Annotated in this window: 23 protein-coding genes; 17 read left to right on the forward strand and 6 right to left on the reverse strand. The window is 72.1% G+C overall.

Features of this window, described 5'->3' with window-relative positions; all coding sequences use genetic code 11:
* Positions 1-41: 41 nt before the first annotated feature.
* From ACIPSC_RS17145 to ACIPSC_RS17200, 12 genes are all read left to right on the forward strand, one after another.
* A complete protein-coding gene (locus ACIPSC_RS17145) occupies positions 42-254 on the forward strand; it encodes a hypothetical protein (protein ID WP_400826487.1) in 213 nt (70 codons plus the stop codon).
* A gap of 53 nt (positions 255-307) precedes the next feature.
* Positions 308-1,300 carry an NAD-dependent epimerase/dehydratase family protein gene (locus tag ACIPSC_RS17150; RefSeq protein WP_400826488.1) on the forward strand — a complete coding sequence of 331 codons (993 nt, stop codon included), beginning with the start codon at positions 308-310 and terminating at the stop codon, positions 1,298-1,300.
* A gap of 34 nt (positions 1,301-1,334) precedes the next feature.
* A complete protein-coding gene (locus tag ACIPSC_RS17155; protein ID WP_400826489.1) occupies positions 1,335-2,303 on the forward strand; it encodes a thymidylate synthase in 969 nt (322 codons plus the stop codon).
* 5 nt (positions 2,304-2,308) lie between these two features.
* Positions 2,309-4,027: a carbamoyltransferase gene (locus tag ACIPSC_RS17160; RefSeq protein ID WP_400826491.1), complete on the forward strand. Its 1,719-nt coding sequence runs from the start codon at positions 2,309-2,311 to the stop codon at positions 4,025-4,027.
* The gene (locus ACIPSC_RS17165; protein ID WP_400826492.1) at positions 4,024-5,079 is read left to right on the forward strand and encodes a hypothetical protein; all 1,056 of its coding nucleotides are present in this window, start codon (positions 4,024-4,026) and stop codon (positions 5,077-5,079) included. Before ACIPSC_RS17160 ends, ACIPSC_RS17165 begins: the two co-directional genes overlap by 4 nt.
* Positions 5,080-5,157: 78 nt before the next feature.
* Positions 5,158-5,667 carry a topology modulation protein gene (locus ACIPSC_RS17170; protein WP_400826494.1) on the forward strand — a complete coding sequence of 170 codons (510 nt, stop codon included), beginning with the start codon at positions 5,158-5,160 and terminating at the stop codon, positions 5,665-5,667.
* A 37-nt stretch (positions 5,668-5,704) separates the two neighbouring features.
* Positions 5,705-6,505, forward strand: a complete 801-nt coding sequence (locus tag ACIPSC_RS17175) for a class I SAM-dependent methyltransferase (RefSeq protein WP_400826496.1) — start codon at positions 5,705-5,707, stop codon at positions 6,503-6,505.
* Positions 6,502-7,281 carry a phosphotransferase gene (locus tag ACIPSC_RS17180; protein ID WP_400826498.1) on the forward strand — a complete coding sequence of 260 codons (780 nt, stop codon included), beginning with the start codon at positions 6,502-6,504 and terminating at the stop codon, positions 7,279-7,281. The genes ACIPSC_RS17175 and ACIPSC_RS17180 overlap by 4 nt, the downstream gene beginning before the upstream one ends.
* A complete protein-coding gene (locus ACIPSC_RS17185; protein ID WP_400826499.1) occupies positions 7,278-7,754 on the forward strand; it encodes an NUDIX domain-containing protein in 477 nt (158 codons plus the stop codon). The genes ACIPSC_RS17180 and ACIPSC_RS17185 overlap by 4 nt, the downstream gene beginning before the upstream one ends.
* Before the next feature lie 146 nt (positions 7,755-7,900).
* Complete coding sequence (locus ACIPSC_RS17190; protein ID WP_400826501.1) at positions 7,901-8,374, forward strand: NUDIX domain-containing protein; 474 nt, start codon at positions 7,901-7,903, stop codon at positions 8,372-8,374.
* A 191-nt stretch (positions 8,375-8,565) separates the two neighbouring features.
* Positions 8,566-10,971: a hypothetical protein gene (locus ACIPSC_RS17195; RefSeq protein ID WP_400826502.1), complete on the forward strand. Its 2,406-nt coding sequence runs from the start codon at positions 8,566-8,568 to the stop codon at positions 10,969-10,971.
* Positions 10,968-12,047, forward strand: a complete 1,080-nt coding sequence (locus ACIPSC_RS17200) for a hypothetical protein (RefSeq protein ID WP_400826503.1) — start codon at positions 10,968-10,970, stop codon at positions 12,045-12,047. Before ACIPSC_RS17195 ends, ACIPSC_RS17200 begins: the two co-directional genes overlap by 4 nt.
* A 227-nt stretch (positions 12,048-12,274) precedes the next feature.
* On the opposite strand, the gene ACIPSC_RS17205 is transcribed toward ACIPSC_RS17200, so the two are convergent.
* From ACIPSC_RS17205 to ACIPSC_RS17215, 3 genes are all read right to left on the reverse strand, one after another.
* The gene (locus ACIPSC_RS17205) at positions 12,275-12,967 is read right to left on the reverse strand and encodes a hypothetical protein (protein ID WP_400826505.1); all 693 of its coding nucleotides are present in this window, start codon (positions 12,965-12,967) and stop codon (positions 12,275-12,277) included.
* A gap of 127 nt (positions 12,968-13,094) precedes the next feature.
* A complete protein-coding gene (locus ACIPSC_RS17210; RefSeq protein WP_400826506.1) occupies positions 13,095-13,637 on the reverse strand; it encodes a hypothetical protein in 543 nt (180 codons plus the stop codon).
* A 41-nt stretch (positions 13,638-13,678) separates the two neighbouring features.
* Entirely contained in the window at positions 13,679-14,473 is a 795-nt protein-coding gene (locus tag ACIPSC_RS17215; protein WP_400826507.1) for an ArsR/SmtB family transcription factor, read from the reverse strand.
* A gap of 113 nt (positions 14,474-14,586) precedes the next feature.
* On the opposite strand from ACIPSC_RS17215, the gene ACIPSC_RS17220 reads away from it, so the two are divergent.
* The 4 genes from ACIPSC_RS17220 to mug all read left to right on the forward strand — a co-directional run bounded on the left by ACIPSC_RS17220 (position 14,587) and on the right by mug (position 19,302).
* Entirely contained in the window at positions 14,587-16,041 is a 1,455-nt protein-coding gene (locus ACIPSC_RS17220) for an MFS transporter (RefSeq protein WP_400826508.1), read from the forward strand.
* A gap of 243 nt (positions 16,042-16,284) precedes the next feature.
* On the forward strand, positions 16,285-17,364 hold the full coding sequence (locus ACIPSC_RS17225; protein ID WP_400826821.1) for a M24 family metallopeptidase: 1,080 nt from the start codon (positions 16,285-16,287) through the stop codon (positions 17,362-17,364).
* Positions 17,365-17,507: 143 nt separating this feature from the next.
* Complete coding sequence (locus tag ACIPSC_RS17230) at positions 17,508-18,785, forward strand: phosphatase PAP2 family protein (protein ID WP_400826510.1); 1,278 nt, start codon at positions 17,508-17,510, stop codon at positions 18,783-18,785.
* Complete coding sequence (gene mug / locus ACIPSC_RS17235) at positions 18,745-19,302, forward strand: G/U mismatch-specific DNA glycosylase (RefSeq protein WP_400826511.1); 558 nt, start codon at positions 18,745-18,747, stop codon at positions 19,300-19,302. The genes ACIPSC_RS17230 and mug overlap by 41 nt, the downstream gene beginning before the upstream one ends.
* A gap of 68 nt (positions 19,303-19,370) precedes the next feature.
* On the opposite strand, the gene ACIPSC_RS17240 is transcribed toward mug, so the two are convergent.
* Together ACIPSC_RS17240 and ACIPSC_RS17245 are read right to left on the reverse strand one after the other, a co-directional pair.
* Positions 19,371-20,003 (reverse strand): LuxR C-terminal-related transcriptional regulator, encoded by a 633-nt coding sequence (locus ACIPSC_RS17240; protein ID WP_400826822.1) that lies wholly within the window; start codon positions 20,001-20,003, stop codon positions 19,371-19,373.
* Positions 20,004-20,041: 38 nt separating this feature from the next.
* Positions 20,042-21,367, reverse strand: a complete 1,326-nt coding sequence (locus ACIPSC_RS17245) for a sensor domain-containing protein (RefSeq protein WP_400826513.1) — start codon at positions 21,365-21,367, stop codon at positions 20,042-20,044.
* Between the two features lie 265 nt (positions 21,368-21,632).
* Between ACIPSC_RS17245 and ACIPSC_RS17250 the strand changes: the two genes are divergently transcribed.
* Complete coding sequence (locus ACIPSC_RS17250; RefSeq protein ID WP_400826514.1) at positions 21,633-23,603, forward strand: FtsX-like permease family protein; 1,971 nt, start codon at positions 21,633-21,635, stop codon at positions 23,601-23,603.
* Between the two features lie 12 nt (positions 23,604-23,615).
* Here ACIPSC_RS17250 and ACIPSC_RS17255 read toward each other — a convergent pair whose 3' ends face one another.
* Positions 23,616-24,014 carry a YccF domain-containing protein gene (locus tag ACIPSC_RS17255; protein WP_400826516.1) on the reverse strand — a complete coding sequence of 133 codons (399 nt, stop codon included), beginning with the start codon at positions 24,012-24,014 and terminating at the stop codon, positions 23,616-23,618.
* Between the last annotated feature and the right edge of the window lie 30 nt (positions 24,015-24,044).

Below are 24,044 nucleotides of genomic sequence, written 5' to 3' on the forward strand. Positions count from 1 at the left end.
ATCTGCGCGGGTCCGCGCAGGGAGCTTCGGAGGAGAAGGTGATGATCCACATCGTGAGCGGAACACCGGGCAGGCGACGCCGCTGTGCGGCCCGCAACCCCATCGGCTCGGCTCTCACCGGCCTGTGGGCCCTCGGCCACGTCCTGTGCCTCGCCCTGCTCGGGGTGGCCGTCCAGCACCAGCTCGCCGCATCGGCCCTCAGCCACGCCACGGCGCTCGACGGCACCCACCCGCGCACGCCGCACACGGCCTGACCGCCCGGCGCCGTCGGCCCAGACGCCAACGGCAAGATCCTTGGGGGACTTCAATGCAGAACAAGGCAACACCAGGACGCGCCCTGTCTCGGGCGGTCGTCACCGGAGCCGCCGGCTTCATCGGCTCGCACCTGGTCGACGCCCTCCTTGGCGAGGGTGCCACCGTCATCGGCGTGGACCGCCGTGACCCCCGCACCGACCCCGGTGCGGCGGCGAACTTGGCAGGAGCCCTCGACCACCCCGGCTTCACCTTTGTCGCCGCCGACTTGAGGGCCTGCCCGCTCACGGCACTGTTCCTGCAGGCCGACGCGGTCTTCCACCTCGCGGCACTGCCAGGTGTCCGCAGTTCCTGGGGCGAGCGGTTCGCCGAGTACACCGCTTGCAACGTCTTCGCCACCGAGCGCGTACTGGCCGCCTGCGAGGACGTCCGCGTTCCCCGGCTGGTCTACGCCTCCTCCTCCAGCGTCTACGGGACCACGAGCGGCGACGCGGCCGGCGAGGATATCGTGCCGAGCCCCGAGTCGCCGTACGCGATCAGCAAGCTCGCCGGCGAACAGCTCTGCCTGGCCCACGCGGGCAAGGCCACCTCCACCGTCACCGCGGTGGCACTTCGCCTGTTCACGGTCTACGGCCCTCGCCAGCGTGATGACATGCTGATCGGCCGCGCACTCACGGCGGCGCTCGGCGGACCCGCCCTGAACCTCTACGGCGAGGGCAGCCAGCGCCGGGACTTCACCTACGTCGGCGACGTGGTCCGAGCCGCCATCGCCGCCGCGACCGCCCCGATCGGCACGACGGTCCTCAACATCGGTACCGGCGTCACCACCACCGTGCTGAACGTGCTGGCCGCCGTCGAAGAGCTGACCGGCCACCCCGTGCCGGTCAACCGGCTACCCGTCCAGGCCGGCGACGTCGAGGCCACCCTCGCCGACAACTCCCGGGCGGTGGCCCTCCTGGGCTGGAAGCCCCGCACCGCCCTCACCCAGGGCGTCTCGCGCCAGCTCGCCCACCTCAACGCCAACTCCCCGCAGCCCGTGGGCGCCTGAACGATCCTGCCCCGTCGTTCCCATCGGAGGAATCGTGTTCGTCACCACCGCGGACAGCGCGAACGCGCTGTTCACCCGTGCCGGCAAGGCCATCCTGAGCCAGGGCCGCAGCGTCGCACCGCGCGGCATGGCCACCGCCGAGCTCATGGGCGCCTACCTCAAGCTGACCAACCCAGCCGCCCGGATGGTCCACCTCGGCCCGTACCGGGTGCTGAACCCCGCGTTCGCCGCCGCCGAGACCGTGTGGATCCTCTCCGGCTCCAGCGCCGACTGGATCCACGACTTCAACAGCCGCCTGGCCGGCCTTACCGACCACGGCGCCCTCCAGGGTGCCTACGGTCCGCGCCTGCGGCGCTGGCATGGGCAGTTGGACCAGCTCGACTACGTCCGCCGCCAGCTGTCCCGCGACAGCGAGAGCCGCCGCGCCGTCGTCCAGATCTTCGACCCCGCGCGCGACACAGTCGGCCACAAGGACGTGCCCTGCACCCTCGGATACCGCTTCTACCTGCGCGAGGGCCGGCTGGAGATGCACACCAGCATGCGGAGCCAGGACGTGTGGCTCGGCCTTCCGTACGACCTGATCACCACCACCGTCCTGCACGAGCTGATGGCTGGATGGCTCGGCGCCGAGGTCGGCGACTATCACCACCACGTGGACTCCCTGCACCTGTACGCCCAGCACCAGGACACGGCCTGGAGCCTCGCCGCCGACGCGCCCGCCTCACCCGCTTGGCAGCCGCTCGGCATCCCGTGGGAGGACTTCGACCTGATGTTGAAGCAGGTCACCGTGGGCGAGGCCGTCGGTCACCCGGTCTGGGACGGCTTCGCCTCCGTCCTGGCCAGCTACCGGCTGTGGAAGGCCGGTCGCCGCGACGAGGCCCGGGCCAGGGCCGCCGAGGCGACCGGGCCCCTGCCCGAGACCCTGGCGCTCTGGTATGACCAGCGCGAGCAGAAGATCCCGCTCGCGGCCATGCCCATTCCGGCGATCCCGGCGAAGAGGTGACTGAGGTGGCCGCAAACCGCAGCACCGTGTTGGGCCTGTGCTCCTACACCCACGACTCTGCCGCCGCCCTGCTCGTCGACGGCCGACTCGTCGGCTTCGTCGAGGAGGAGAGGCTCAGCGCCGTCAAGCACGACAAGAGCTACCCGGCCAAGGCCGTGGAGTGGCTCCTCGACGAAGCGGGCCTGACCCTCGCCGACATCGGCACCGTCGCGTACAACTTCACCCCGCAGCACTATCTGCGGGCGGTCCCCTCCGCTCTCACCCACACCCTGCGGCCGATCACGGCAGCGAGGGCGCTGCCCCGGGCCCGTTCGTTCGCTCAGGTCGCCGCCAACACCCGCCGGCGGCTCGCCCGTCTGGCCGGCGCTTTCCCAAACGCTGCTGTGGAGCCAGTCCTGCACCACCGCGCTCATGGGCTGTACGCCTTCGCCGCCTCCGGCTACGAGGACGCCGCCGTCCTCGTGGTGGACAGCCTCGGCGAGACCCAGACCACCACCATCGGCTACGCGCGGCAGAGCGCGGCCGGCTGCTCGTATCGGATCGTCCACGCCCTCGACGACCCCGCTTCCCTCGGCTACCTGTATGGCGCCGTCACCGAGCATCTCGGCTGGCGGCGCGGGGACGAGGAGGGCACCGTCATGGCGCTGGCCGCCCTCGGCGACCCGAAGCGGTTCCGCGGGCTGTTCGCCAAGGCTGTCCGGCTCACCACCAACGGATTCGTCCTCGACCACCGGCTGATCGGCCTGCGGGTCATGGACCGCCGCTACCCCCGGCTGACCACCGCCTTCACCGCGCTCGCCTGCCCGCCCAGGCGCCCGGACGAGGAGGTCGCTCCGGTCCACGCCGACCTCGCAGCCGCTCTTCAGGAGCGCACCGAGCAGGTGATGCTGCACCTGGCGCGGATCGCCCGCGAACGCACGAGTGCCCGGCTGCTGTGCGTGGGCGGCGGGGTGGCGATGAACTGCGTCAGCATCGGGAAGATCATCGCCTCCGGGCTGTTCGACGAGGTCGCCGTACCGCCCGCGCCCGGTGACTCCGGCACCGCGATCGGTGCCGCCGCTGCGGTCCACCTCGACCGGCACGGGGACCTCCCGACCGGGCTGGCGCGGGCCTGCTACCTCGGCCCGTCCTTCCCCGGCCTGGAGCTGCCGGCCGAACCACGACCGGGGATGGCCGCCCGGCGCCTGGACGACCCGGCAGGCTTCGCAGCCCGGGAGCTGGCCAAGGGCACGATCATCGGCCTGTTCCAGGGCAAGCTGGAGGCAGGCCCACGTGCTCTCGGCCACCGCTCGATCCTCGCCTCACCGCTGCGGCCCGGCGTCGCCGACCGGCTCAACGCCACGGTGAAGTTCCGCGAGCAGTTCAGGCCGTTCGCCCCCGTGGTCCTGGCCGACAAAGCCGCCGATTACTTCACGCTCGGCCAGGAAGCCCCGTTCATGTCCATGGCCTCCCCGGTCACCGACCTGGCCCACCAGACGATCCCGGCCATCGTCCACGCCAACGGCACTGCCCGGGTGCAGACTCTCTCGCCCAGGGACAACCCACTCCTGGCCGACATCCTGACCGCCTTCGCCGAGATCACCGGCGTGCCGGTCCTGATCAACACCTCCCTGAACGTGAAGGGCAAGCCGATCTGCGGCACCCCGGAGATGGCGCTGGACTGCCTGGCCGAGTCCGGGCTGGACGCGCTCCTCATCGAGGACTGGTGGGTGACCAAGGCATGAGGGTCGGCTACAGCTTCTGGGGCTTCCTCGGCTCCGGGATCATCGACACACCCGACGGCGGGCGGAGCCATCGCCGCACCCTGGTCGACGGCCTGATCGCCGCCGGACACGAGATTATCTTCCTCCAGGCCAACCGCGATCTCGCCGAGGCCGGCACCGATCTCACTGCCACCTACCAATGGGACGGCGGCCTGCCCGAGATCGACGCCCTGTTCCTGGAGTGGCGCTGGCCGATCCCCGGCCGCAACACCACCGCCTGCGGCACCGAAGGGCACACCTGCGACCTGCACCGGCAGCAAAGACTCCTCGACCACTACACCCACCGGCTCGCCGTCCACACGGTGCTGTGGGACAAGGACCAACAGCTGCCCGCCGACGACCCGTTGAGGACTGTTCCGCACCTGCAGGTGTGCGAACCGGCCCTGTACCCGTCGCCGGGAGCGGCCAGCCTGCTATTCCCGGTCGCCGACGACGCCCTCGACCGGGCCTACCCGGCCGCGCTCGCGGCCGAGGAACGCCTGCTGCCACTCGTCTACATCGGCAACCAGTACGACCGCGACACCGCCTTCGAGGAGTTCTTCGCCCCTGCCGCCGCCCAACTGCCGCACCGGGTGGCCGGGAAGTGGAGCAGCACCGCCCGCTGGCCGCATGTGAGCTTCACCGGCCGCATCCCCTTCGACGAGGTCGCCCCCACCTACCGCTCCGCAGTGGCCACCGTGCTCCTCGCCCCGGACCGGTACGCGAGGACCGGCCAGTTCACCCAGCGACTCTTCGAGGCCGTCCTCGCCGGCTGCCTGCCGCTGGCCCCGCGCGCCCTGCGGGCCGCCGAGACGGTCGTCCCGCGCGAGCTGATCGTCACGAGCGCGGCCGACGTCGTGGCCACCGTCACCGCGCTCGCCCGGATCGCGGGCAGCCAGGCCCACGCCGACCTGATCGCCCGCTGCATCGACCGGCTCGACCCGTTCCGCCTCAGCCGCCAGCTCCACACCCTCACCGCCGCGCTGGGCGGCACAGCCATCCCGCCCCTGCTGCTCGAAGGAGACCGCGCATGACCACGCTGGAGATCTCGCCCGAGTGGCCCGAACAAGTCGGGGGCCGGGCCGTCGCACGGCTCGGTAGCGTGTAGCGGCATGGACAGGATCGCCATCATGGGCTGCGGCGGCAGCGGCAAGACCGTCGTCGGACGCCAGCTCGCCGAACTGATCAATGCCCCGCTGACCCACCTGGACGGCGTCTACTACGACGCCGACTGGAACCCGCTGCCGCAGGAGAAGTTCGCTGCTCTCCAGGAGGAGCTCGTCGCTCGGCCCAGCTGGGTGATCGACGGGAACTACGCTTCCACCCTCCCGATCCGCCTCAAGCGGGCCGACACCGTCATCTTCCTCGACATTCCCCCGGTCGTCTGCCTGCTCGGCATCCTGCAACGACGTTGGCGCTACCGCGGTGGCCAGCACACCTCCCAGGGCGTCTTCGACCGCATCACCTGGAGCTTCGTCCGCTACATCCTCGGTTATCGGCGCCAGATGCGGCCCAAGGTCCGCGCGCTGATCGCCGAGCACGCCGGCCACGCCCGCGTCGTCACCATCACCAGCCGCCGGGCCGCCCGCCGCTTCGTCGCCGCCGTCCCTCCACAGACATGACCTGACCCACTTCGCACCGGGAAGGCTCCACCTGTCCATGACCGCCAACCCGTTCCTCGACACCGACCGCGTCCGCCGCGACCTGTACGCCGACGCGGGCCGCATCGCCCAGCGCACCGGCGCGCTGTCCCGTGCGAAGACCGCCGGTCCCCACCCCGCCACCGTCATCGCCGACCTCGCCGCCACCGGCCTGCGCGGCACCGTCCTCGACATCGGCTGCGGACGCGGCACGACCACTCTCGCCTTGGCCGAGCGGCTCGACCCGCCGAGGCTCATCGCCTTCGACCAGTCCACCGCCCTCCTCGCCGAGGCCCGGAGCCGGCTCACCGGCCGCCTGGGCGTGGAGTTCCTGCGCGGTGACTTCCATGCCATCGACCTGCCCAACACCTCCGTGGCCGTCGCGGTGGCCGCGTTCTGTCTCTACCACTCGCCCCGGCCGGCGGCAGTGATCGCCGAGATCGCCCGCTGCCTGGCGCCCGGCGGGCTGTCGATCACGGTCACCAAGTCGCCCGACAGCTACCGCACGCTGGACGAGGTGATCGCCGCCAGCGGCCTCGACCCCGAGGCCACCAGCCAGCCGAGCCTGTACGAGACCTTCCACAGCCACAACCAGGCCGACATCGTCGGCACCTACCTCGACGTGCAGCAGGTCGTCCACCACGAACACCGCTTCCGCTTCACCGACGCCGACCACATCGCGGAGTACGCAGCCACCAACCCGAAGTACCAACTCGGTGGTGACGTCGAGGAGATCGCTCGGCGACTTCGGGAGACCGTCGGCAACGGCCCGCTGGAGACCACCTCCACCGTCACCTACGTCGTGGCCGCCCGCCGATGAAGACCTTCACCAAGACGTACCCGAGCGCCCAGGCCCAGCAGCAATCCCTGGCCCATCACCGGTGGATCGCCCGTACCAACCCCGACGTGCGCATCCCCCGGATCGTCCAAGTCCGCCCCGCTGAGATCGACTTCGAACACCTCGAAGGACGACACGGCGGTCCCGACCACCTGGTGGCCCTGGCCAACCTCCTCGGACACCAGCACACCGCCGCTCACACCCGCGAGCTGCACGCAGCCCGCCTCGACGCGCCGCACACCCACGACACCATCACCATCACCGGCTTCGCCGACGGCCGCCGCGAACGCCTCCACCAGCTCCTGGCCTCCGGCACCGTGCCGGAGCCAGCACTGACGCCCGAGGCCGCCGACGACTGGCTGAAGCGGGCCGCGACCATGCCGGCCGCCTTCTACAAGGACGCCAACCCGCGCAACTTCCTCATCGCCGACGCCGATGTGGCCGTCATCGACTTCGACTCCCTCACCCTCGCACCATTCGGTTACGACCTCGCCAAGCTCGTCGTCAGCACCGCCATGACCACCGGTCCGCTGCCCGAGGACACCATCCGCCAGGCCGTGGACACCTACAACCACCACCCTCGCCAGCGCGGCCTGCCCGGATGCTCCTGGCGCGAGTTCGCCGCGTGGTGCGAGTTCCACCACATCCTCACCACGCCCTACCTCGGCACCAACGGCTACCGGTTCAGCTGGCACACCACCAGGCCATCCTGGACCACCGACATCCTCCGGCACCTCGACAAGGAGTCCGCACCGTGACGCACAGCAGCGTGATGAACAGCCGGAACTCGGTCTGCGTGATCGTCCACGACAAGAGCACCGACACGGTCGCCGCCGTGCACTACGCCGCCCGCAACTGGTCCCCACACCCCGCCTGGACGGTCCCCGGCGGCAAGGCCGAGCCGGGCGAAGCCCTCGACGAGGCCGCCGCCCGCGAACTCAAGGAGGAGACCGGCCTGCTCGTCGACCCGGCGGACCTCGAACTCGTCCACGTCATCCACGTCGAACAGGGCTGGGACCAGGCCGGCCAGTTCGTCCTCTTCGTCTTCGCCACCGACAAGTGGACCGGCGAGCTCACTAACACCGAACCCGACAAGCACCTCACCGCCCGCTGGGTTCCCGCCGACAACCTCCCCGAGCCGGCCTTCCCCACCGCCGCACAGGCGCTCACCGCCTACCGCGCTGGCGGTCCCGCCTTCTCAAGCTACGGCTGGGAGCGGGCAGTGGCGTGACGACGTGGCTGGGTGGGCTCGTCGAGGAGCATTCTCGGCGAGCCCACCCAGCCGTGCCCGCCGAGGAACTGGGCCCCGAGTCGGTCCGTTACCACTTCGTCCGTCGACCCGGCGACCACCCCGGTCCGCTGGCTACAGTCGTCACCATGAGCGACTCCCAGCTCCACGAGGTCGTAGCCCAGCCCCGCACCGCCGCCGGGGTGCTCTTCTTCGACGAGGAAGACCGCGTCCTCCTCGTCAAGCCGACCTACAAGCCCGGCTGGGAGATCCCCGGCGGCTACCTTCACGCGGGCGAGACCCCAAGTGAAGGCGCGGCCCGCGAGGTCAAGGAAGAGCTCGCCATCACCCCGCCGATCGGTCGCCTGCTCGTCGCCGACTGGGCACCTCACCCCACCGAGGGCGACAAGCTCCTCTTCGTCTTCGACGGGGGCGTCCTCCCAGCCGACGAGCTCGACCGCATCGCCGTCGACCAGGTGGAGATCGGCGAGTACGCCTTCCACACCGCCGACCAGCTCGACGCACTCCTCATCCCACGCCTCGCCCGCCGCGTCCATGCTGCCCATGCCGCCAAGACACAGTCCAAAACCACCTACCTGGAGCACGGAGCGCCCCGCCCATAGACATACACAACCCGCAGGACTGCCCGTCCTCCCCGCTGACCCTGCGCTCAGGCGGACAGCTACAACTGGGGGCGAGAGGCTGGAAAGCGGCGAGGCGCAGCTCCACCGGAGATGCCACGATCCGGGCGTGCGGGCGCAGGATCCTCGAATAGGATGCCGGGGTTGATGACGGACCCTCAGAAGGACGTTTGATGCCCGATGTTGACACTGTCCTGCAGGACGTCGAGCGTCTGTGCAGGGAAGTCAAGCCTGCAGAGGCTGAAGCCCTCGCGACTACGCTGATCAAGGGCCTCGCCACTGATGACTTGGAAGCTCGCGAGAGCCAGCTGCGGGCAGTGTTTGGTCATGCCTTCCACAAGAAACGCAAGCTAGTCCTGTTGGCTCTGCTCGACGAGAAGTTGTACGGGCCCCCGCCTGCCTCGACCTCATCCTCCCAGGCGGCCGCGCCGGCCGAGGACTACTGGCTGGAGGAGTTCCATACGGCACTGCAGGACCTGAGTGACCGGCACATCTTCCAGTGGTCTACCTACTACCGAGACCGCCTCGCCGAGGACTTCGCCTACTCCCTGGACCGCATGGCGGACCCGGAAGAGGTGAAGACACTGCTCCCCAAGATCTCTGAGGCGCTGTCCAGTCACGCCCAGGACATCTTCCAGAAGGGCTTCAACTACCAGAGTTCGCAGGGCGGATCCGAGACGTACGCTCTGATGAAGTCGCTCAACGGCCTTCAGCGGTTCCTGGACCTTCCCATCGAGTTCTATTCCACTCGCCTGCCGGCCGCTGCCGACCTCGAGTCTGCCCGCCGTCTCCGCGCTCTGAACTCCTGCATGCTGTCCGCCATCATCACCGGCTACGTACGGGTGTCCTTCGGAGCGCGGAGCGGCCGGGAGGTGCTCTCGGAGAACGCGCGAGCTTGGTTCCATACGCTTCCGTTCCTCGTCACGGATGACCTGCTCCTGATCCAGAAGCGAATCGGTCGCAGTCAGTTCACCGACGGCCTGCTCCGCAGCGTCCTGCCCGCTGTCTCCGCCTTCGACACGCTGGGGAACAACCGGGAGCACGTCCCGCTGCCAGCTCTCTCTCAGTACTCGGTGACGGAGCACCGGCTCGACATCTCGCTCCGCCCCTCCACCCGGTCGCCGTACCAGCAAATGATCGAGGTGCAGTGCTATCTCGACGGCGGCTATGTCGACCGGCGCGATCTAGAGGATGCCGTCCGGCGAGGAGTCGCCGCCGTTGTGGCGCCCCTCCCGTCCGACCTGCGCACCTTCATCGAGCAGGACGAACGTCTGAGCGCGACCGTCGTCGCTGTTCCCCGTGAGACCAGCGTCGTCGATTCCATCCCATTGACTCGGGACCAGGTACTCCGCCTGCTGGTGTCTCGGTCCTATCGGCAGGGCACCACATCGGTGCGCAGCCAACCCCTGCAGTACAACTTCGCCCGAGACTTCCCACTGGAGGAACCAGGCAAGCTGCGGTACTACCGCGTCCACCGGCACAGCGTGCACGATCTGCTGCGGACCTTCGAGAGCCGCAACGGCGTACGGCTTTGGTGCAGCGTTCGGCGCAGCGGAAAGACCACCGCGGGCTTCGACCTGGCATCAACGACCGGGGAAGCGGCCGTGGTCAGCCAGACCTGTTCCTCTACCGGGGAGCTCGCCAATGACGGCGTCTTCTACGACCGCATCTGCGCTGCCCTGGACAAGGGTCTCCGCATCCCGGGCACGTTCTTCTCCGACCTCGTCAACCACTGTGCGGACGGAGAACCGATTGACCGAGGACGCACCGTCTTCGTTCTCGATGAGTACGAGACGCTCTTCGGAGATCTTCAGGCAGCCTTGCAGAGCAGTCCTGGCATCAGGTACACGGTGGTTCAGCCACTACTCAACCAGATGGTCCGGTTCGCTAGAGAGAACCTCCTGGTGTTCCTCGGACAGCAACCCGATGCTCACTTCATCCTGATGGAGCAGAACCAGCTCAGTCCCTTCGTGCGACAGGATCCATTCCCCCTCTTTGCACACGAACCTGGCCTGGACGTAAGCGAGTTCGCCCAGTTCACTCAGAAGGTGCTGGGTCCTCAGGTATCGCTCGACACAGCCTTCGTCGACGCCATCTACGCGGAGACAGCCGGCCACCCGTTCCTTACCGTGAACTTGCTACGCGACTTCGTTGCCTTCCTCATCGAAAAGGAACGGCGGCAGTCCGACCTGCAGCTCACATTGGAGGACGCAGTGCAGTTCTCCGAGATCCGGCTCCGCCCGAGCCATATCAGCCGGAGCCGGGAGTACGAGTTCTTCCGCAGAGCGGCCTCTCAGGCCATGGGCGCGCGAGACGGCAGGGACACCGTGTGGCTGCGCGCCGTCTACTACTGCCTGAGCGAGATCGTGCGCGCGTCGCCGGAGACTATGCGATGCGGGATGAAGGATTTCGAGAACATCGTCGAGCGGATCGGGCCGAGCACTGGCATGAGTGCCGACCGCCTGTTGTCCAGTGCCACGGAAAGTAACTTCCTCGACAGTGACGGCGAGTGGGTACGACCCAAGATTCGCCTACTCGGTCGAATCGCAGCGATCTCGCAAGGAGAAGTACACGCATGAACGCCGTCGCCTGGGAAAGCCTCACTGGCGTCACGAGTCCCGGCACCTTCAGTGACGAACAGATCGCCCCCACTCTCCTCGCCGCCGCTATCAGGAACAGGCTGGCCACGTCGGATAGTGAGCTGAGCGGATTCTGGTTCCAGGTCCGAGGAAGCCGGAGCGACTACGCGCAAGAGCTGCAGAAGCAGCTCGCCAGCGACGCTGTTGTGGTCCTGGTGGTTCGCGGGACCCCCTTCGAGAACGTCAACGCAGTACTCGATGACTTCGTCGCAATCCTCCAGGAGCATCAGGAGGCATGCGAGAAGCACCTGACGGGTGATGGCACCACGGAGCGGCGTGCGGTGGTGCTGCTGGCTCGTAACACCCTGCGCTTGCCCCAGGTTTCCTCTCCGGTGGCGCTCCCTGCGTGGTTCCCCCGCCTCGGCGGCCAGACCACCTCCGTCGTCATCGAGGACCTCACATGGCGTGCCGAATCCCCGCTCAATACAGCTGAAGCCGCTATCGGGGACGTGTGTCAGCTGCTCTTCGACTTGGAAGGCGCCCTGTCGGAACGGCTCCATGCGGTGTGCGCTCAGAACAAGGCGGCGACAGACAGTTTCTGGAGCCTAACGCGGCGGGATGGCGACGGATCCTTTGCTGACTTCATCGATGGCGTGCGACGCTCCCGACACGAGGTGCGCAACCCATCCTCCTACCGGCCCAGCGTACGTGAGGGCAGCTCGCTGGTGGCCAGGATCTGGGGCAAGACTCAAGCCACGCACCCCGACGGCCTGGGCAAGCCAGGAAAGGCTCTGGCGCTGGCACTGGCGCTTCCGGAGTCGGTTGACGCCTCCTGGCACCGCAGCCTTGTCACCGTGCTCTTTCGGCCGTCTGGAGCGCTGCCAGCCCAGCAGGCCTTCGCCATCAACGTCTTGGTCACAATCACGGCCGCATGCCAAATGATCACTGCGGCCGCACACGCTGACGCCTACCCGAGCTACCCGGTGCCACTGATCCGGTCGATGTCCTTCGATCTCCGCCAGGCGCTGGCAGGCGCGCGAAGGGTTCTGCTCTCCTTGGACCACTACACCGGTTGACATCGTTGCGAAACGAGGGCACATCCAGGGCACATGCGGGCGGCAAACGGCGCTGACCAGTGAAAACTCCATACTAGAGTTTTCCCAGGTCAGCGCCGTGATCGCTGCAAAATGGCAGGTCAGCGCGGTGCTGGTGCAGTACGTGAACTACCGCTGACCCTGCGGGGTGTGCGGCGAGGCCCCGGTCCCGGGTTCGGGGCCGGGGCCTCGTGCGTCGGCGGGGTCGGTCAGCCGGCGGTCGGGTGGGGGTGGACGGCGGCGCGCGCCGCGGCCGCGGCGTCGGCCAGGTACTGGGCCTGCGCCTTCAGCGAGGCGAGCTGGTCCGACCGGCTCTGCGCACCGCTGCCGGGGAGCGTCGGCGGGGACGGGACGGCCACCGGCGGGGTCGGCAGCTGACCGAGCAGGCCCTGCAGGACGGCCTGGAGCGAGCTGACGAGCTGTTGCACGGCGCCGAGGTCGACCGCGGACGTCAGCGACGAGAGCAGGCCGGTGACGGTGTTGACGAGATCGCCGACCGTCCCGAGGAGCGCGGACGTGTCGGGGACGGCGGGCAGCTCCGGAAGGGCCGGCAGTTCCGGGGCGACCGGCAGGTCGGGGGTGGCCGACAGGGCCGGGGCGCCGGGCGCCGGGGCGGCGACCGGGGGCACCGTGACGGGCAGCGGCGCGTCGGCCGGGCGGGCGGGGACGGCCGGAACCGCGGGGAGCACGGGGCGGGCGGGGACGGCCGGAACCGCGGGGAGCACGGGGCGACCGGGGACCGCCGAGACGGCCGCGAAGGCGGACGAGCCCGGGAGGGCGGCGCCGAAGGGGGAGGTTCGGGGAGCCGCGGATCCGTCGTCGGCGGCGGTGGCGGACGCCGTGGCGACCGGGGTCAGCACGATGGCTGCGGTCAGCGCGGCGGCCGTCCAGGTGGCACGCATGGGTGTTGCTTCCTCTCGATGCGAATCAGGCGAGTTCGCCTGGTTCACACGTTGGGGCAGGGCAGTTGACCCAGCCACTGCACGTACGCCGAACGGTGAGAGGGAAGGCGGGGATGGCGGGGGCGGCTCAGGCGGGGGCCGCCCAGCGGGCCGTGCTGCGGTGGGCCGGGAGGCCGACGGCCTCGAACTCGTCGACGTGGTGGGCCCCGTCGACCTTGTCGGCCCGGTCGGCCCGGTCGGCCCGAGCGGGCTCCACGTGGGCGCCGAGGCGGCGCAGGGCGCGGGAGATCGGGCTGCCCTCGGGCGGGAAGGGCGCGAACTCGGCGCTGGTGAGCGGGCCGAGGACGAGACGGCCGTCGGCCCAGACGGCGGCGCGCTGGGTGCCGCTGCCGCCGAAGAAGCAGGCCTCGACGCAGGCGATCGGGCCGGCCTTGGACCAGGCGGCGAGCCGCCGCCCGGAGCCGTCCGGGAGCCAGTCGAATCCGGCGGCGTCCCCCAATGCGCCTTCGCTTCCTCCGACTTGGTACGCGAGCGCGGCCAGGAAGGCGGGCGTGGCCGGGATCAGGGCCAGCCCCTGCGACAGCGGGGCGAGGCGGGCGACCGGCACCTCGGCGGCGGCCACCGCGAGCAGCTCCGCCGAGCCGATCAGCGCCTGAAGTTCGTATGGCATTCAGTCATCCTGAACCACCGCACTGACAGTCCGCCCGCGATTTACGAATCCGTGGCTGGATGGGAATCGGCCCGAGAGGGGCGCTCCGGCCGGACGCCGTAGAGCAGGGTGAGCACGGTGACGTCCACGGCGTCCTCCGCCCCGTCCGTCACCTCGCCCGCCGCCCCGCCCTGCGGCTCGTTCTGCATCTCGGCGAACAGCTCGTCGAAGACCTCGGCGAGCCGGCTCCGGAGCCGGACCAGGCGGTCCGGGCTGAGCCGCAGCTCCGAGTGCGCGAACAGACTGGGCGGTCCGGCCGAGCCGTCCTTCGGGGTGCTCAGGTCGAGCCGACCGGAGGCCGCCTTGGCGTGGAAGTCGCCGCGGACCCGGTCGACCGCGGCGAGCATCGCGTCGTAGGCCTCGGAGCGGGCCGGGGAGCCGGCGGAGAAGATCTCCGACGAGAGCCGGACCGACTCGTGCGCGACGGCGTAGCGGCTCTCGACGATGCCGGAGACCAGCCGGGTGCCCGCGACGCGGATCAGTCCGGCCTTCTCCAGCTGCTTGATGTGGCGGTAGAGCTTGGTCTGCGGCTCGGCGAGGGCGGCCGCGATCTCCTTGACGGTCAGCGAGCCGCCGTCGGGACCGGGCTGCGACCTCGCGGAGCTGAGGGCGCCCAGGATGGCGAGGCGCAGCGGGTCGGCCAGCGCCTTCAGGGTCGCGACGTCGTCCACCCGGCGCTCCGGAAGGCGCTCGTCGGGGCGCTCGTCCGGGCGTCCGCCGAGTCGTCCGTCGGGGCGCCCCTCGGGGCGTCCGCCTGCGCCTGCGGTACCGGCCTGCTGCTCAGCGTTCTCAGCCACGGGACCACCCTGGCAGATCGCCGCCCGGACTCGCAATCACCCTTGCGCAAGCAATCACGACAGAGTAATCATTTACGAGAACGTGAATGGTTGCGCGAACGCGAGGGGTGGACATGGACGCGGGAACGGGGGCGGCCCGGAGCAGGTCGCCGGAGGTCCGGACGGCAGCGGTAGGGGAGCGGGCGGCAAGGCCGGCGCCGGTCCCGCTGCGGCGCAACCGACGCTTCCAGGCGCTCTGGACCGGGCAGGCCGCTGCGACGCTCGGCCTGCAGATCGCCGACACCGCGTACCCGCTGCTGCTGCTCGCGCTCACCGGATCGTCGACGCTGGCCGGCGCGTTCGGCGCGCTGCAGATCGGCGCCTCGGTGCTGCTCGGCGTGCACGGCGGCTCGGCCGCCGACCGCTACGACCGCCGCCGGATCCTGATCATCGCGGACGCGGCGCGACTGCTCGCCGCGGCGAGCGTCCCGCTGGCGATGGCGCTGGACCGGCTGACCGTCGTGCACACCCTGCTGGTCGCCGTCGTCATCGGCGGCACCATCGCGTACAGCGGGCCGGTCCGGCTGCTGGCGGTCCGCTCGGTGGTGCCGCCCGAGCAACTGCGGCAGGCGCTCGCCCAGGACGAGGCCCGGGTGAGCGGTGCCGGGCTGATCGGGCCGCCGCTGGCGGGGTACCTGTTCGGGCTCGGCCGGGCGGTGCCGTTCCTCGGCACGGCGCTCGCCTCGGCCGTCTCGCTCACCGCCACCCTGCTGGTGCGGTTCCCGAGCCGCCCCGAACCGGGCCCGGAGACCGCCGCCCCGGCGACGGCCGACCCGGAGACCGCCGCGCCGGCGACGGCCGCCCCAAAGACCGCCGCCCCGGAGACCGCCGCCCCGCCGACCGCCGCGCCAACCACGGAGGCGGAGGCGGATACGCAGGCCGGCCCCGCGGCCGGGGCGACGGCGCCGACCGGCACGGCCCGGAAGGACGAGCAGGGCGCGCTGGCCGGCTTCCGCCACCTCGCCGCCGACCGGGCACTCAGCCTCACCCTCGCCGTCGTCTTCGTGATCAACCTGGCGGGCGCCGCCATGCTGCTGCCGGTGATGGTCGTGCTGCGCGACCACGGCACCTCCGGCGGCGGGATCGGCCTGGCGCTGGCCGGCGAGGCGGTCGGGGCGCTTGCGGGCGCGCTCCTGGTGGGCCGGCTGCACCGGCTGGCCGGGCCGGGCACGCTGCTGCTGGCCGTCGCCTGGCTCTGCGTGCCGGTGACGCTGGCGCCACTGCTGCCGGGCGGTCCGGCGACGGTCTTCGCGGCGCTGTTCACGGTCGGCCTGGGGACGCCGATGCTGCGGGTGATGATCGACATCCTGGTGTTCCGCCGGGTCGCCGACCGGCTGCGCGGCCGGGTGATCGCCGCGACGATGACGCTGTTCACGGTCGGTATGCCGGCCGGGATGCTCGGCAGCGGACTGCTGCTGGACCACCTCTCCCCCGTCGCCGCGCTGTCCGTGATCGCCGGGCTGCTCGCCCTCGCGCTGCTGCCCGCGACGGCCGACCGGACACTGCGCCGCTCCTCCTGGCCCGCCTAGGCCCTGTCGGTGACCGGCCCGACACCCGGTTCCCGCCGCACTACACCGCCTCGACCCGGTCGTGATAGGGCATCAGTGACGGCCGCCGTACCGGCGTCCGGTGGCGCGCGGGGGATCCGTCGTGCACCGCCGGACCCGGGCGCCGGACGTCCGAGGCCAGTGCCACCGCAAGACGCTGCCGATCCAGGAAGGCGGGAGACACCCGTGCCACGACCGTTCACCACCGAGGACTACACCGCCCGGATGGCCCGGGCCACCGCCGACGCCACCGCCGCCGGACTCACCGGCCTGGTCGTCGCCCCCGGCCCCGACCTGGTCCACCTCTGCGGCTACCGGCCCACCGCGATCACCGAACGGCTGACCGCGCTCGTCCTCACCGCCGGGCGCGAGCCCGCCCTGATCGTCCCCAGGCTGGAACGCCCGGACGCCGAGAAGGCCCCCGGCGCCCCCGCCGTCCGGCTGGTCGACTGGACCGACGGCGAGGACCCGTACGCCGCCGCCGTCCCGCTGCTCGAACCCGCCGGCCGGTACGGCGTCTCCGACAACGCCTGGGCCATGCACCTGCTCGGCTTCCAGGCCGCCCTCGCCGGCACCCGCTGGACCTCGCTCACCCAGGCCCTGCCGATGCTGCGCGCGGTCAAGGACGACGACGAGCTCGACCGCCTGGCCGCGGCCGGCGGCGCCGCCGACGCCGCGTACCGGGGCATCCTGGAGGTCCGGTTCGCCGGGCGCCGGGAGACCGACGTGGCCGCCGACCTCAGCGCGCTGCTCATCCAGTACGGGCACAGCCAGGTCGACTTCACCGTGGTCGGCTCCGGCCCCAACGGCGCCAACCCGCACCACGAGGCCGGCGACCGGGTCATCGAGCCCGGCGACACCGTGGTGCTGGACTTCGGCGGCCTCAAGGACGGCTACGGCTCCGACACCACGCGCACGGTGCACGTCGGGGCGGACGTCCCGGACGAGGTCCGGAAGGTCCACGGCATCGTCCGGCGGGCGCAGCAGACCGCGTTCGAGGCCGTCCGGCCCGGCGTGAGCTGCCAGGAGATCGACCGGATCGCCCGCCGGGTGATCACCGAGGCCGGCTACGGCGAGTACTTCATCCACCGGACCGGCCACGGCATCGGCATCACCACCCACGAGCCGCCGTACCTGGTCGAGGGCGAGGAACGGCCGCTCGTCCCGGGCATGTGCTTCTCGATCGAGCCCGGGATCTACCTGCCGGGGCGGTTCGGGGTGCGGATCGAGGACATCGTGACGGTGACCGAGAACGGCGGGCGCCGGCTCAACAACACCCCGCACGAGCTGGGCATCGTCGCGTAGACCGCGGGTGGGCCGGTGGGGCCGCGGGCCGGCGGTCCCACCGGCCCGCGGTTACGCCGACCGGCGGCTTTCTGAGCCTTTGCTGGGCGGCAGGCCGTTCGCGTAGAGAGTCCTCAAAGAATGCCTTGCTAGCTTCGACCGGCATGACCAAACTGCTCCGCCCGGCACCGGTGCCACCCGAACGGGCCGGGCGGCTGCGCCCGGTGAACCGGCCCCGGCCGGGTGCGCCGGCCGGCGCCCTGTCCCGGCTCCGGCTGCTGGCGTGGCCGCTCTACTTCCTCGCCCTGCTCTGGTACCTGCGCGCGAACGGGCTGCCGTACGCCAACGACGTGGTGTTCTGCTGGCTCATCGGCGCGCTGCTGGCCGCCGCCGTGCACAGCGGCCACGGGCCGCGCGGCTTCCTGCTCGTCCTGCGTGACTGGGTCCCGGTGATGGCTGCCGTCTGGGCGTACTCGCTGCTGCGCGGCTACGGCGCGCACACCCCGTGGGCACCGCACTGGCGGCCGCAGCTGCGCGCCGACGAACTGCTCGGCCTCGGCGAGACCTGGACCGTCCGGCTCCAGTACGGGCTCTACACCCCCGGCTCGCCGCGCTGGTACGACTACGCGGCGGTCACCGTCTACCTGTCGCACTTCTTCGTGGTCTTCGTGGTGCTGGCCGTGCTCTGGCGGCGGCGCCACGACCGGTTCCGCCGGCTGCTCACCTGCTACCTCGCCCTCACCTTCGCCGGCTTCGCGACGTACCTGCTGTACCCCGCCGACCCGCCGTGGCTCACCGCCCAGGAGGGGAACATGCCGGCGCTCACCCGGGTGGTGTCGGACGTCCTCACCCAGAGCGGGCTGCCACGGGCCGGCTCGATCTTCGAGAACGGCAGCCGGTTCGCCAACGACGTCGCCGCGATGCCCTCGCTGCACTCCGCCTACCCGGCGATGCTGCTGTTCTTCTTCTGGCCGACGGCTTCGCGCCGGATGCGGGTGGTGCTCGTCGCCTACCCGCTCGCGATGGCGTTCACCCTGGTCTACGGGGCCGAGCACTTCATCGTCGACATCTTCGCGGGCTGGGCGTACGCGGCGGCCGTCGTGTACGGGCTGCGGTGGCTGCGGGAGCGGCGTCACGCACGGCTGCGGGCCGCCGTCCCCGGTGTCCTGGCCGGATCCGGTGCCCTCGGCGGATCCGGCGTCCTGGCCGTCCCCGGTGTCCTGGCCGGATCGGGTACCCCGGCGGCTCCCGGCACGCCGGCGGCGGGCGGGGGCCGGGCAGACTGGGCGGGTGACCGACAAGCCCCCGCATCCGACCAAGCCCGCGAAGTCCACGGCGCCCAGGGCCTCCACGGTGCCCACGGCGGCGTCCACGAGGCAGGCGAAGTCCGCGACGCCGACGGTGGCGAAGCCGACGGCCGAACAGCTGCTGGCCGCCCGTGACAGCACCATCCCGGACATCGCCGCGCCCGGCCTGCGGGTGCTCTTCTGCGGCATCAACCCCGGGCTCTGGTCCGGCGCCACCGGCCACCACTTCGCCCGCCCCGGGAACCGCTTCTGGCCCGCGCTGCACCGCTCCGGCTTCACCCCGCACCAGCTGCGCCCGGACGAGCAGCGCGGGCTGCTCGACCTCGGCCTCGGCATCACCAACGTCGCTCCGCGTGCCACCGCCAAGGCCGACGAGCTGACGGCCGACGAACTGCGCGAGGGCGGCGCCGCGCTGACCGAACGGGTGCTGCGGCTGCGTCCACGCGTCCTGGCCGTCCTCGGCATCGGCGCCTACCGCACGGCGTTCGGGCGGCGGACGGCCGCGATCGGACGCCAGCCGGACGGCATCGGGACGACGGAGGTCTGGGTCCTGCCCAACCCGAGCGGCCTCAACGCGCACTACACCCTGGACGGGCTGGCGGCGGAGTTCCGCCGGCTGCGGGAGGCCGTGGAGCATCCGGCGGCGGAGTAGCGGCCGGTGGCGGAGCAGCGACGGCGCGTCCGGCGCTCGGGCAGGCAGGGACTCAGGCGCCCTCGCACTCAGGCGCGCAGGAACTCCAGCACGGCCAGCACCCGGCGGTGGGTCTCCTCGGCCGGGGGCAGGTCCAGCTTCATCAGGATGTTGCCGATGTGCTTGCTCACCGCGGCCTCCGACACCGCCAACTCGCGGCAGATCGACGCGTTGGAGCGGCCCTCCGCCATCAGCGCCAGCACCTCGCGCTCGCGCGGGGTCAGCCGCTCCAGCGGGTCCCGGCGGCGGCGCAGCAGTTGGCGCACCACCTCCGGGTCGACCACCGTGCCGCCGGCCGCCACCGTGCCGACCGCGGCCGCGAACTCCTCGACCTGGCCGATCCGGTCCTTCAGCAGGTACCCGACGCCGGACCCGTCCCCGGAGTCCAACAGCTCGGCCGCGTAGGAGCGCTGGACGTACTGGCTGAGCACCAGGACGGGCAGGCCGGGGCGCACCGCGCGCAGGGCGACGGCCGCCCGCAGGCCCTCGTCGGTCTGGCCCGGGGGCATCCTGACGTCGGTGATGACGATGTCCGGCCCGTGCTCGGCGACCGCCGTACGCAGGGCGTCCGCTTCACCGACGGCGGCGACCACCCGGTGGCCGAACCGGCCCAGCAGGCCGATCAGGCCCTCGCGCAGCAGGACGCCGTCCTCGGCGAGCACGATGCGCAGGCCGGGGGTTCCGGCCGCATCCGTATCGGTCAGGGGCTGATCGGAGTACAAGGGATCTCCACGCGCAACAGGGTCGGGCCACCGGGCGGACTGCTCAGCGTCAGTCTGCCGTCCACGACGGCGACCCGGTCGGCCAGGCCGGTCAGTCCGGTGCCGGCGGCCGGGTCGGCGCCGCCGCAGCCGTCGTCCGTGACCTCGATGGTCAACCGCCCACCGGCGTAGCGGGCTTCGATGCGGGCGGAGTCGGCGCCGCTGTGTTTGGCGATGTTGGCGAGCGCCTCGGAGACGGCGAAGTAGCCCGCCGACTCGACCGGCGCGGGCAGGCGCCCGGGCAGGTCGAAGCGGGTGGTGACGGGGATCGGGGAGCGGTCGGCGACATCCGCGCAGGCGTCCGGGAGGCCGCGGTCGGCGAGCACCCGGGGGTGGATTCCGTTGATCAACTCGCGCAGCTCGGCCAGCACCTCGCCCGCCTGCCGGTGCGCCTCGGCGAGCCGGCCGGCGAGCGGGCCGCCCGGCTCGGCGTCCAGCCGGGCCAGGCCGAGCGTCATCGTGAGGGCGACCAGGCGCTGCTGGGCGCCGTCGTGCAGATCGCGCTCGATCCGGCGGCGCTCCGCCTCGAACGCATCCACCAACCGGGCGCGGGAGCTGACCAGTTCACCGATCCGGTCCTCCTGCGCGCCGGGCCCGAGCACCGTCCGGACCAGCGCCGCCCGGCCGGCCGCCACCACCGTCAACGGGTAGGCGAGCAGCGGGAGCAGGGCGATCCCGGCCGCCCCGAGGAGCGCGGCGGTCACCGGGGAGTGCACCTGCCACAGCTTCAGCACGTTCACCTGCTCGCCGTCCAGCAGCAGGAGCGGCAGGGCGGCGAGCAGGTGGCCGGGGACGACGACGGCGCAGCCGGCCACGACCAGGTCGATCGGCCAGAGGACGACGGCCGCCAGCACCGTGAAGCCGAGTTCGCGCCAGGTCGCCTGCTCGCGGAAGCGGAGGCGGAGCCAGGCCGGAAGGCCGGGACGGTCGGGCACCAGGTGCGGGTCGGGCACGCGGGTGCCGTCCAGCAGGCGCAACAGCCGCCGCTCCCACGCCGCGTACGGCACCCCGACGAGGGCCAGGGCGGCGAGCAGCGGCAGGCCGACCAGCAGTGCCGCCAGGGCTCCGGCGGCCACGCCGGCCACCAGCAGCAGTGCGCAGAGCAGCAGCCCGGCCGAGCCGCTCACCAGCAGATAGGCCGCGGCGCGCCAGGGCGCCCGGGACCGCAGGAAGCCCGGGCGGCCCGGCTCCCCCCGGAGGCCCCGCGCCCTGCTGCCGTCGACGGCCCGGCTCTCGGCCTGGCACCCGCCGCCCCGCTCAGCCATCTCCCCGCACCCCGCTCCACCCGTGGGCCCTCCGCCCGTCCGGCCACCCTAGGCAGCGCCGCCCCGGCCGTCGGTAGGGCTGGGCCTACCCTCCCGGAGCGGGAAGTGGCCCCCCGCCCGGCCGGACGACCGGAGTTGGAAGTCGAACCGGCCGACTTCCCACGCCACGCCACCCCTACGGGGTCTGCGGGTAGGGGCCGCCCTACCCCACGGGGTGGGTCCCGGGCTGCTGACCGGGGCCGGGAACGCCGGTTGGCTGGCGGTCATGAGGATGCTGCGAATCGCGCTCGGATCACTGAAGGCCCGCTGGGTCTCGCTCCTCGGGGCGTTCACCGCGCTCGCCCTCGGGGTGGCGATGACGGCGGTGATGCTGCTCGGGCTGGCCTCAGCCGTCGGGGCGCCCGGCGGGGAGGAGTTGGTCTCCCTGGTGGCCGCGCTCGGGACGGCGGGCGGGGTGAGCGCGTTCGTCTCGGCCTTCGTCGTCGCGTCCACGTTCTCCTACGCCGTCGCCCAGCGCCGCCGCGAGCTGGGCCTGCTCCGCCTGGCAGGCGCCACCCGCGCGCAGGTGCGGCGCACCGTCCTCGCCGAGGCACTGTTCCTGGGCGCCGCCGCCTCCGCCGCGGGTTGCGCGCTCGGGCGGCTCGGCGCGCCCGTGCTGGTCCGGTGGCTCGGCGAGGTCGGTCTGGCTCCGGCCGGCTTCGCTCTCCGCGACGCCGCCTGGCCGCTGCCGTGCGCCTTCTGGACCGGCCTGCTGGTGGCGCTGGCCGGTGTCACGGCGGCGGCCCGCCGGGCCGGCCGGGTCGGCCCGCTGGATGCCCTGTGCGCCGCCGACCTCGACTCCGGGGTGATGACGGCCGGCCGGCTCCTCTGGGGCCTGGGTCTGCTGCTCACCGCCGCCGCCCTCGCCGCGGTGGCGCTCGCCACCGACCCCGCCGACCTGCTGCACCGCAAGACCTACACCACCCGGCCGATGCTGCTGATCTCCGCCTGCGGCCTGCTCGCGCCGGCCCTCACCCGCCCGTTGGTCCACGTGCTCGGGCGGCTGCCGCTCGGCCGGCTCCACTCCCGGCCCGCCCGGTCGGCCGCGTTCGCGGTCCGGATGGTGCGGGGGAACGCCGCGGCGGCGGTCCGCCGCACGGGGGCGGTCGCGGCACCGGTCCTGGTGGCGGTGGCACTGACCGGTTCGCTGGCCGGGGCGCTGGACACGGTCGCCGCGGCCCGCACCGCCGAGGCTGCCGCGCGGACCGCGGCCGATCTGGTGATCGTGCCCGCCGCAGCGCCCGCAGGACCGGCCCCGGCGACCGACGGACCCGCCCCGGCGACCGGTCGGCTCGTCGAGGCCCTGCGGGCCGTGCCCGGAACGGCGGCCGTCTCCCCCACCGCGCCCACCCGGCTCGCCCTGGTCGAGCCGGACGGCAACACCGTCCGGGCCGAGGCCAGGATGGCCGATCCGGCCGGACTGGCCGCCCTCGCCCGGCTGCCCGTCCGGGCCGGCTCGCCGGCCGACCTCGCCGACGACGCCATCGTGCTCCCCGCCGAGTGGGGCCGGACGGCCGTCGGCGAGCCGGTGCCGGTGATCCGCGCCGACGGCAGCCGGACCACCCTCCGGGTGGCCGCAGTCCTGCGCGACGGTGTCGGCGACAACGGCCTGTACGTGACGGCTCGCAACGCCCCGGGGGCCCGGGTCGACCGGATCGAGGTCCGGCTCGCCCCCGGCGCCGGCCCTGCGGAGCGGGCCGCCGCGACCGCGCGGCTCCGCGAGGCCGCGCAGCCGTACGGCGCGACGGTGCTCACCCGGGACGGCTGGCTCGCGGCAACCTCCCCGGCCAACGGGCGGATCGCCTGGCTGCGGACCGTCCTGGTGCTCGGCCTCGCCCTGCTGTACACCGGCATCGCGCTCGCCAACACCCTGCTGACGTCCACCGCCGACCGCCGCCGCGAACTGGCCCTGCTCCGTCTGGCGGGCGCCACCCGGGCGCAGGTGGTACGGCTGGTGACCGCCGAGTCGGCGCTGGTGGCGATCGTCGGCGCCGTCCTCGGCTGCATCGTCACCGCCGCCCAACTGGGCATGATGCGCACCGGGTTGGCCGCACTCGGGGCGCCGGCGCCGTGGACCGTGCCGTGGCGGCCGGTGGGCGCGGTGGCGGCGGCCTCCGTCCTGGTCGCGATGGCCTGCGCGGCCCCGGCGGCGGCCTGGGCCCTGCGGCACCGGCCGGTCACGGCCGCCGCCCGCTGACGGCGACCCGGCTCAGTGCCCGAAGCGCTGGTCCGTCGACACGACCTCGCGGCCGAGCGGCATCAGGGAGATCGGGATCATCTTGAGGTTGGCCCACCCGAACGGGATCCCGATGATCGACAGGAACAGCGGGATGCTCGTCGCGATGTGCGCCAGCGCCAGCCACCACCCGGCGAAGACCAGCCAGATCACATTGCCGACGCAGGACGGCGCCCCCGCGTCCGCCCGCTCCACGGTCGTCCGTCCGAACGGCCAGATCACGAAGCCGGCGATCCGGAAGGCGGCGATGCCGAACGGGATGGTGATGATCAGGATGAAGCAGATGATGCCGGCGACTGCGTAGGCGATCGCCATCCAGATGCCGCAGAAGATCAGCCAGATCGCGTTCAGGACGAATTCGAGCACCTTCATGGCGAGCACCCTCTCGCGGTGGACGGTCAG

This window comes from Kitasatospora sp. NPDC090091, from assembly GCF_044747365.1.
Lineage (GTDB): Bacteria > Actinomycetota > Actinomycetes > Streptomycetales > Streptomycetaceae > Kitasatospora.

What these genes read in the sequence shown, in the direction of transcription:
- ACIPSC_RS17175 (WP_400826496.1), top strand. Translation starts at nt 5,705, where the DNA reads ATGACCGCCAACCCGTTCCTCGACACCGACCGCGTCCGCCGCGACCTG.
- ACIPSC_RS17250 (WP_400826514.1), top strand. Translation starts at nt 21,633, where the DNA reads ATGAGGATGCTGCGAATCGCGCTCGGATCACTGAAGGCCCGCTGGGTC.
- ACIPSC_RS17245 (WP_400826513.1), bottom strand. Translation starts at nt 21,367, where the DNA reads ATGGCTGAGCGGGGCGGCGGGTGCCAGGCCGAGAGCCGGGCCGTCGAC.
- ACIPSC_RS17210 (WP_400826506.1), bottom strand. Translation starts at nt 13,637, where the DNA reads ATGCCATACGAACTTCAGGCGCTGATCGGCTCGGCGGAGCTGCTCGCG.
- ACIPSC_RS17170 (WP_400826494.1), top strand. Translation starts at nt 5,158, where the DNA reads ATGGACAGGATCGCCATCATGGGCTGCGGCGGCAGCGGCAAGACCGTC.
- ACIPSC_RS17145 (WP_400826487.1), top strand. Translation starts at nt 42, where the DNA reads ATGATCCACATCGTGAGCGGAACACCGGGCAGGCGACGCCGCTGTGCG.
- ACIPSC_RS17225 (WP_400826821.1), top strand. Translation starts at nt 16,285, where the DNA reads ATGGCCCGGGCCACCGCCGACGCCACCGCCGCCGGACTCACCGGCCTG.
- ACIPSC_RS17150 (WP_400826488.1), top strand. Translation starts at nt 308, where the DNA reads ATGCAGAACAAGGCAACACCAGGACGCGCCCTGTCTCGGGCGGTCGTC.
- ACIPSC_RS17180 (WP_400826498.1), top strand. Translation starts at nt 6,502, where the DNA reads ATGAAGACCTTCACCAAGACGTACCCGAGCGCCCAGGCCCAGCAGCAA.
- ACIPSC_RS17190 (WP_400826501.1), top strand. Translation starts at nt 7,901, where the DNA reads ATGAGCGACTCCCAGCTCCACGAGGTCGTAGCCCAGCCCCGCACCGCC.
- ACIPSC_RS17200 (WP_400826503.1), top strand. Translation starts at nt 10,968, where the DNA reads ATGAACGCCGTCGCCTGGGAAAGCCTCACTGGCGTCACGAGTCCCGGC.
- ACIPSC_RS17205 (WP_400826505.1), bottom strand. Translation starts at nt 12,967, where the DNA reads ATGCGTGCCACCTGGACGGCCGCCGCGCTGACCGCAGCCATCGTGCTG.
- ACIPSC_RS17165 (WP_400826492.1), top strand. Translation starts at nt 4,024, where the DNA reads ATGAGGGTCGGCTACAGCTTCTGGGGCTTCCTCGGCTCCGGGATCATC.
- ACIPSC_RS17255 (WP_400826516.1), bottom strand. Translation starts at nt 24,014, where the DNA reads ATGAAGGTGCTCGAATTCGTCCTGAACGCGATCTGGCTGATCTTCTGC.
- ACIPSC_RS17195 (WP_400826502.1), top strand. Translation starts at nt 8,566, where the DNA reads ATGCCCGATGTTGACACTGTCCTGCAGGACGTCGAGCGTCTGTGCAGG.
- ACIPSC_RS17220 (WP_400826508.1), top strand. Translation starts at nt 14,587, where the DNA reads ATGGACGCGGGAACGGGGGCGGCCCGGAGCAGGTCGCCGGAGGTCCGG.
- ACIPSC_RS17230 (WP_400826510.1), top strand. Translation starts at nt 17,508, where the DNA reads ATGACCAAACTGCTCCGCCCGGCACCGGTGCCACCCGAACGGGCCGGG.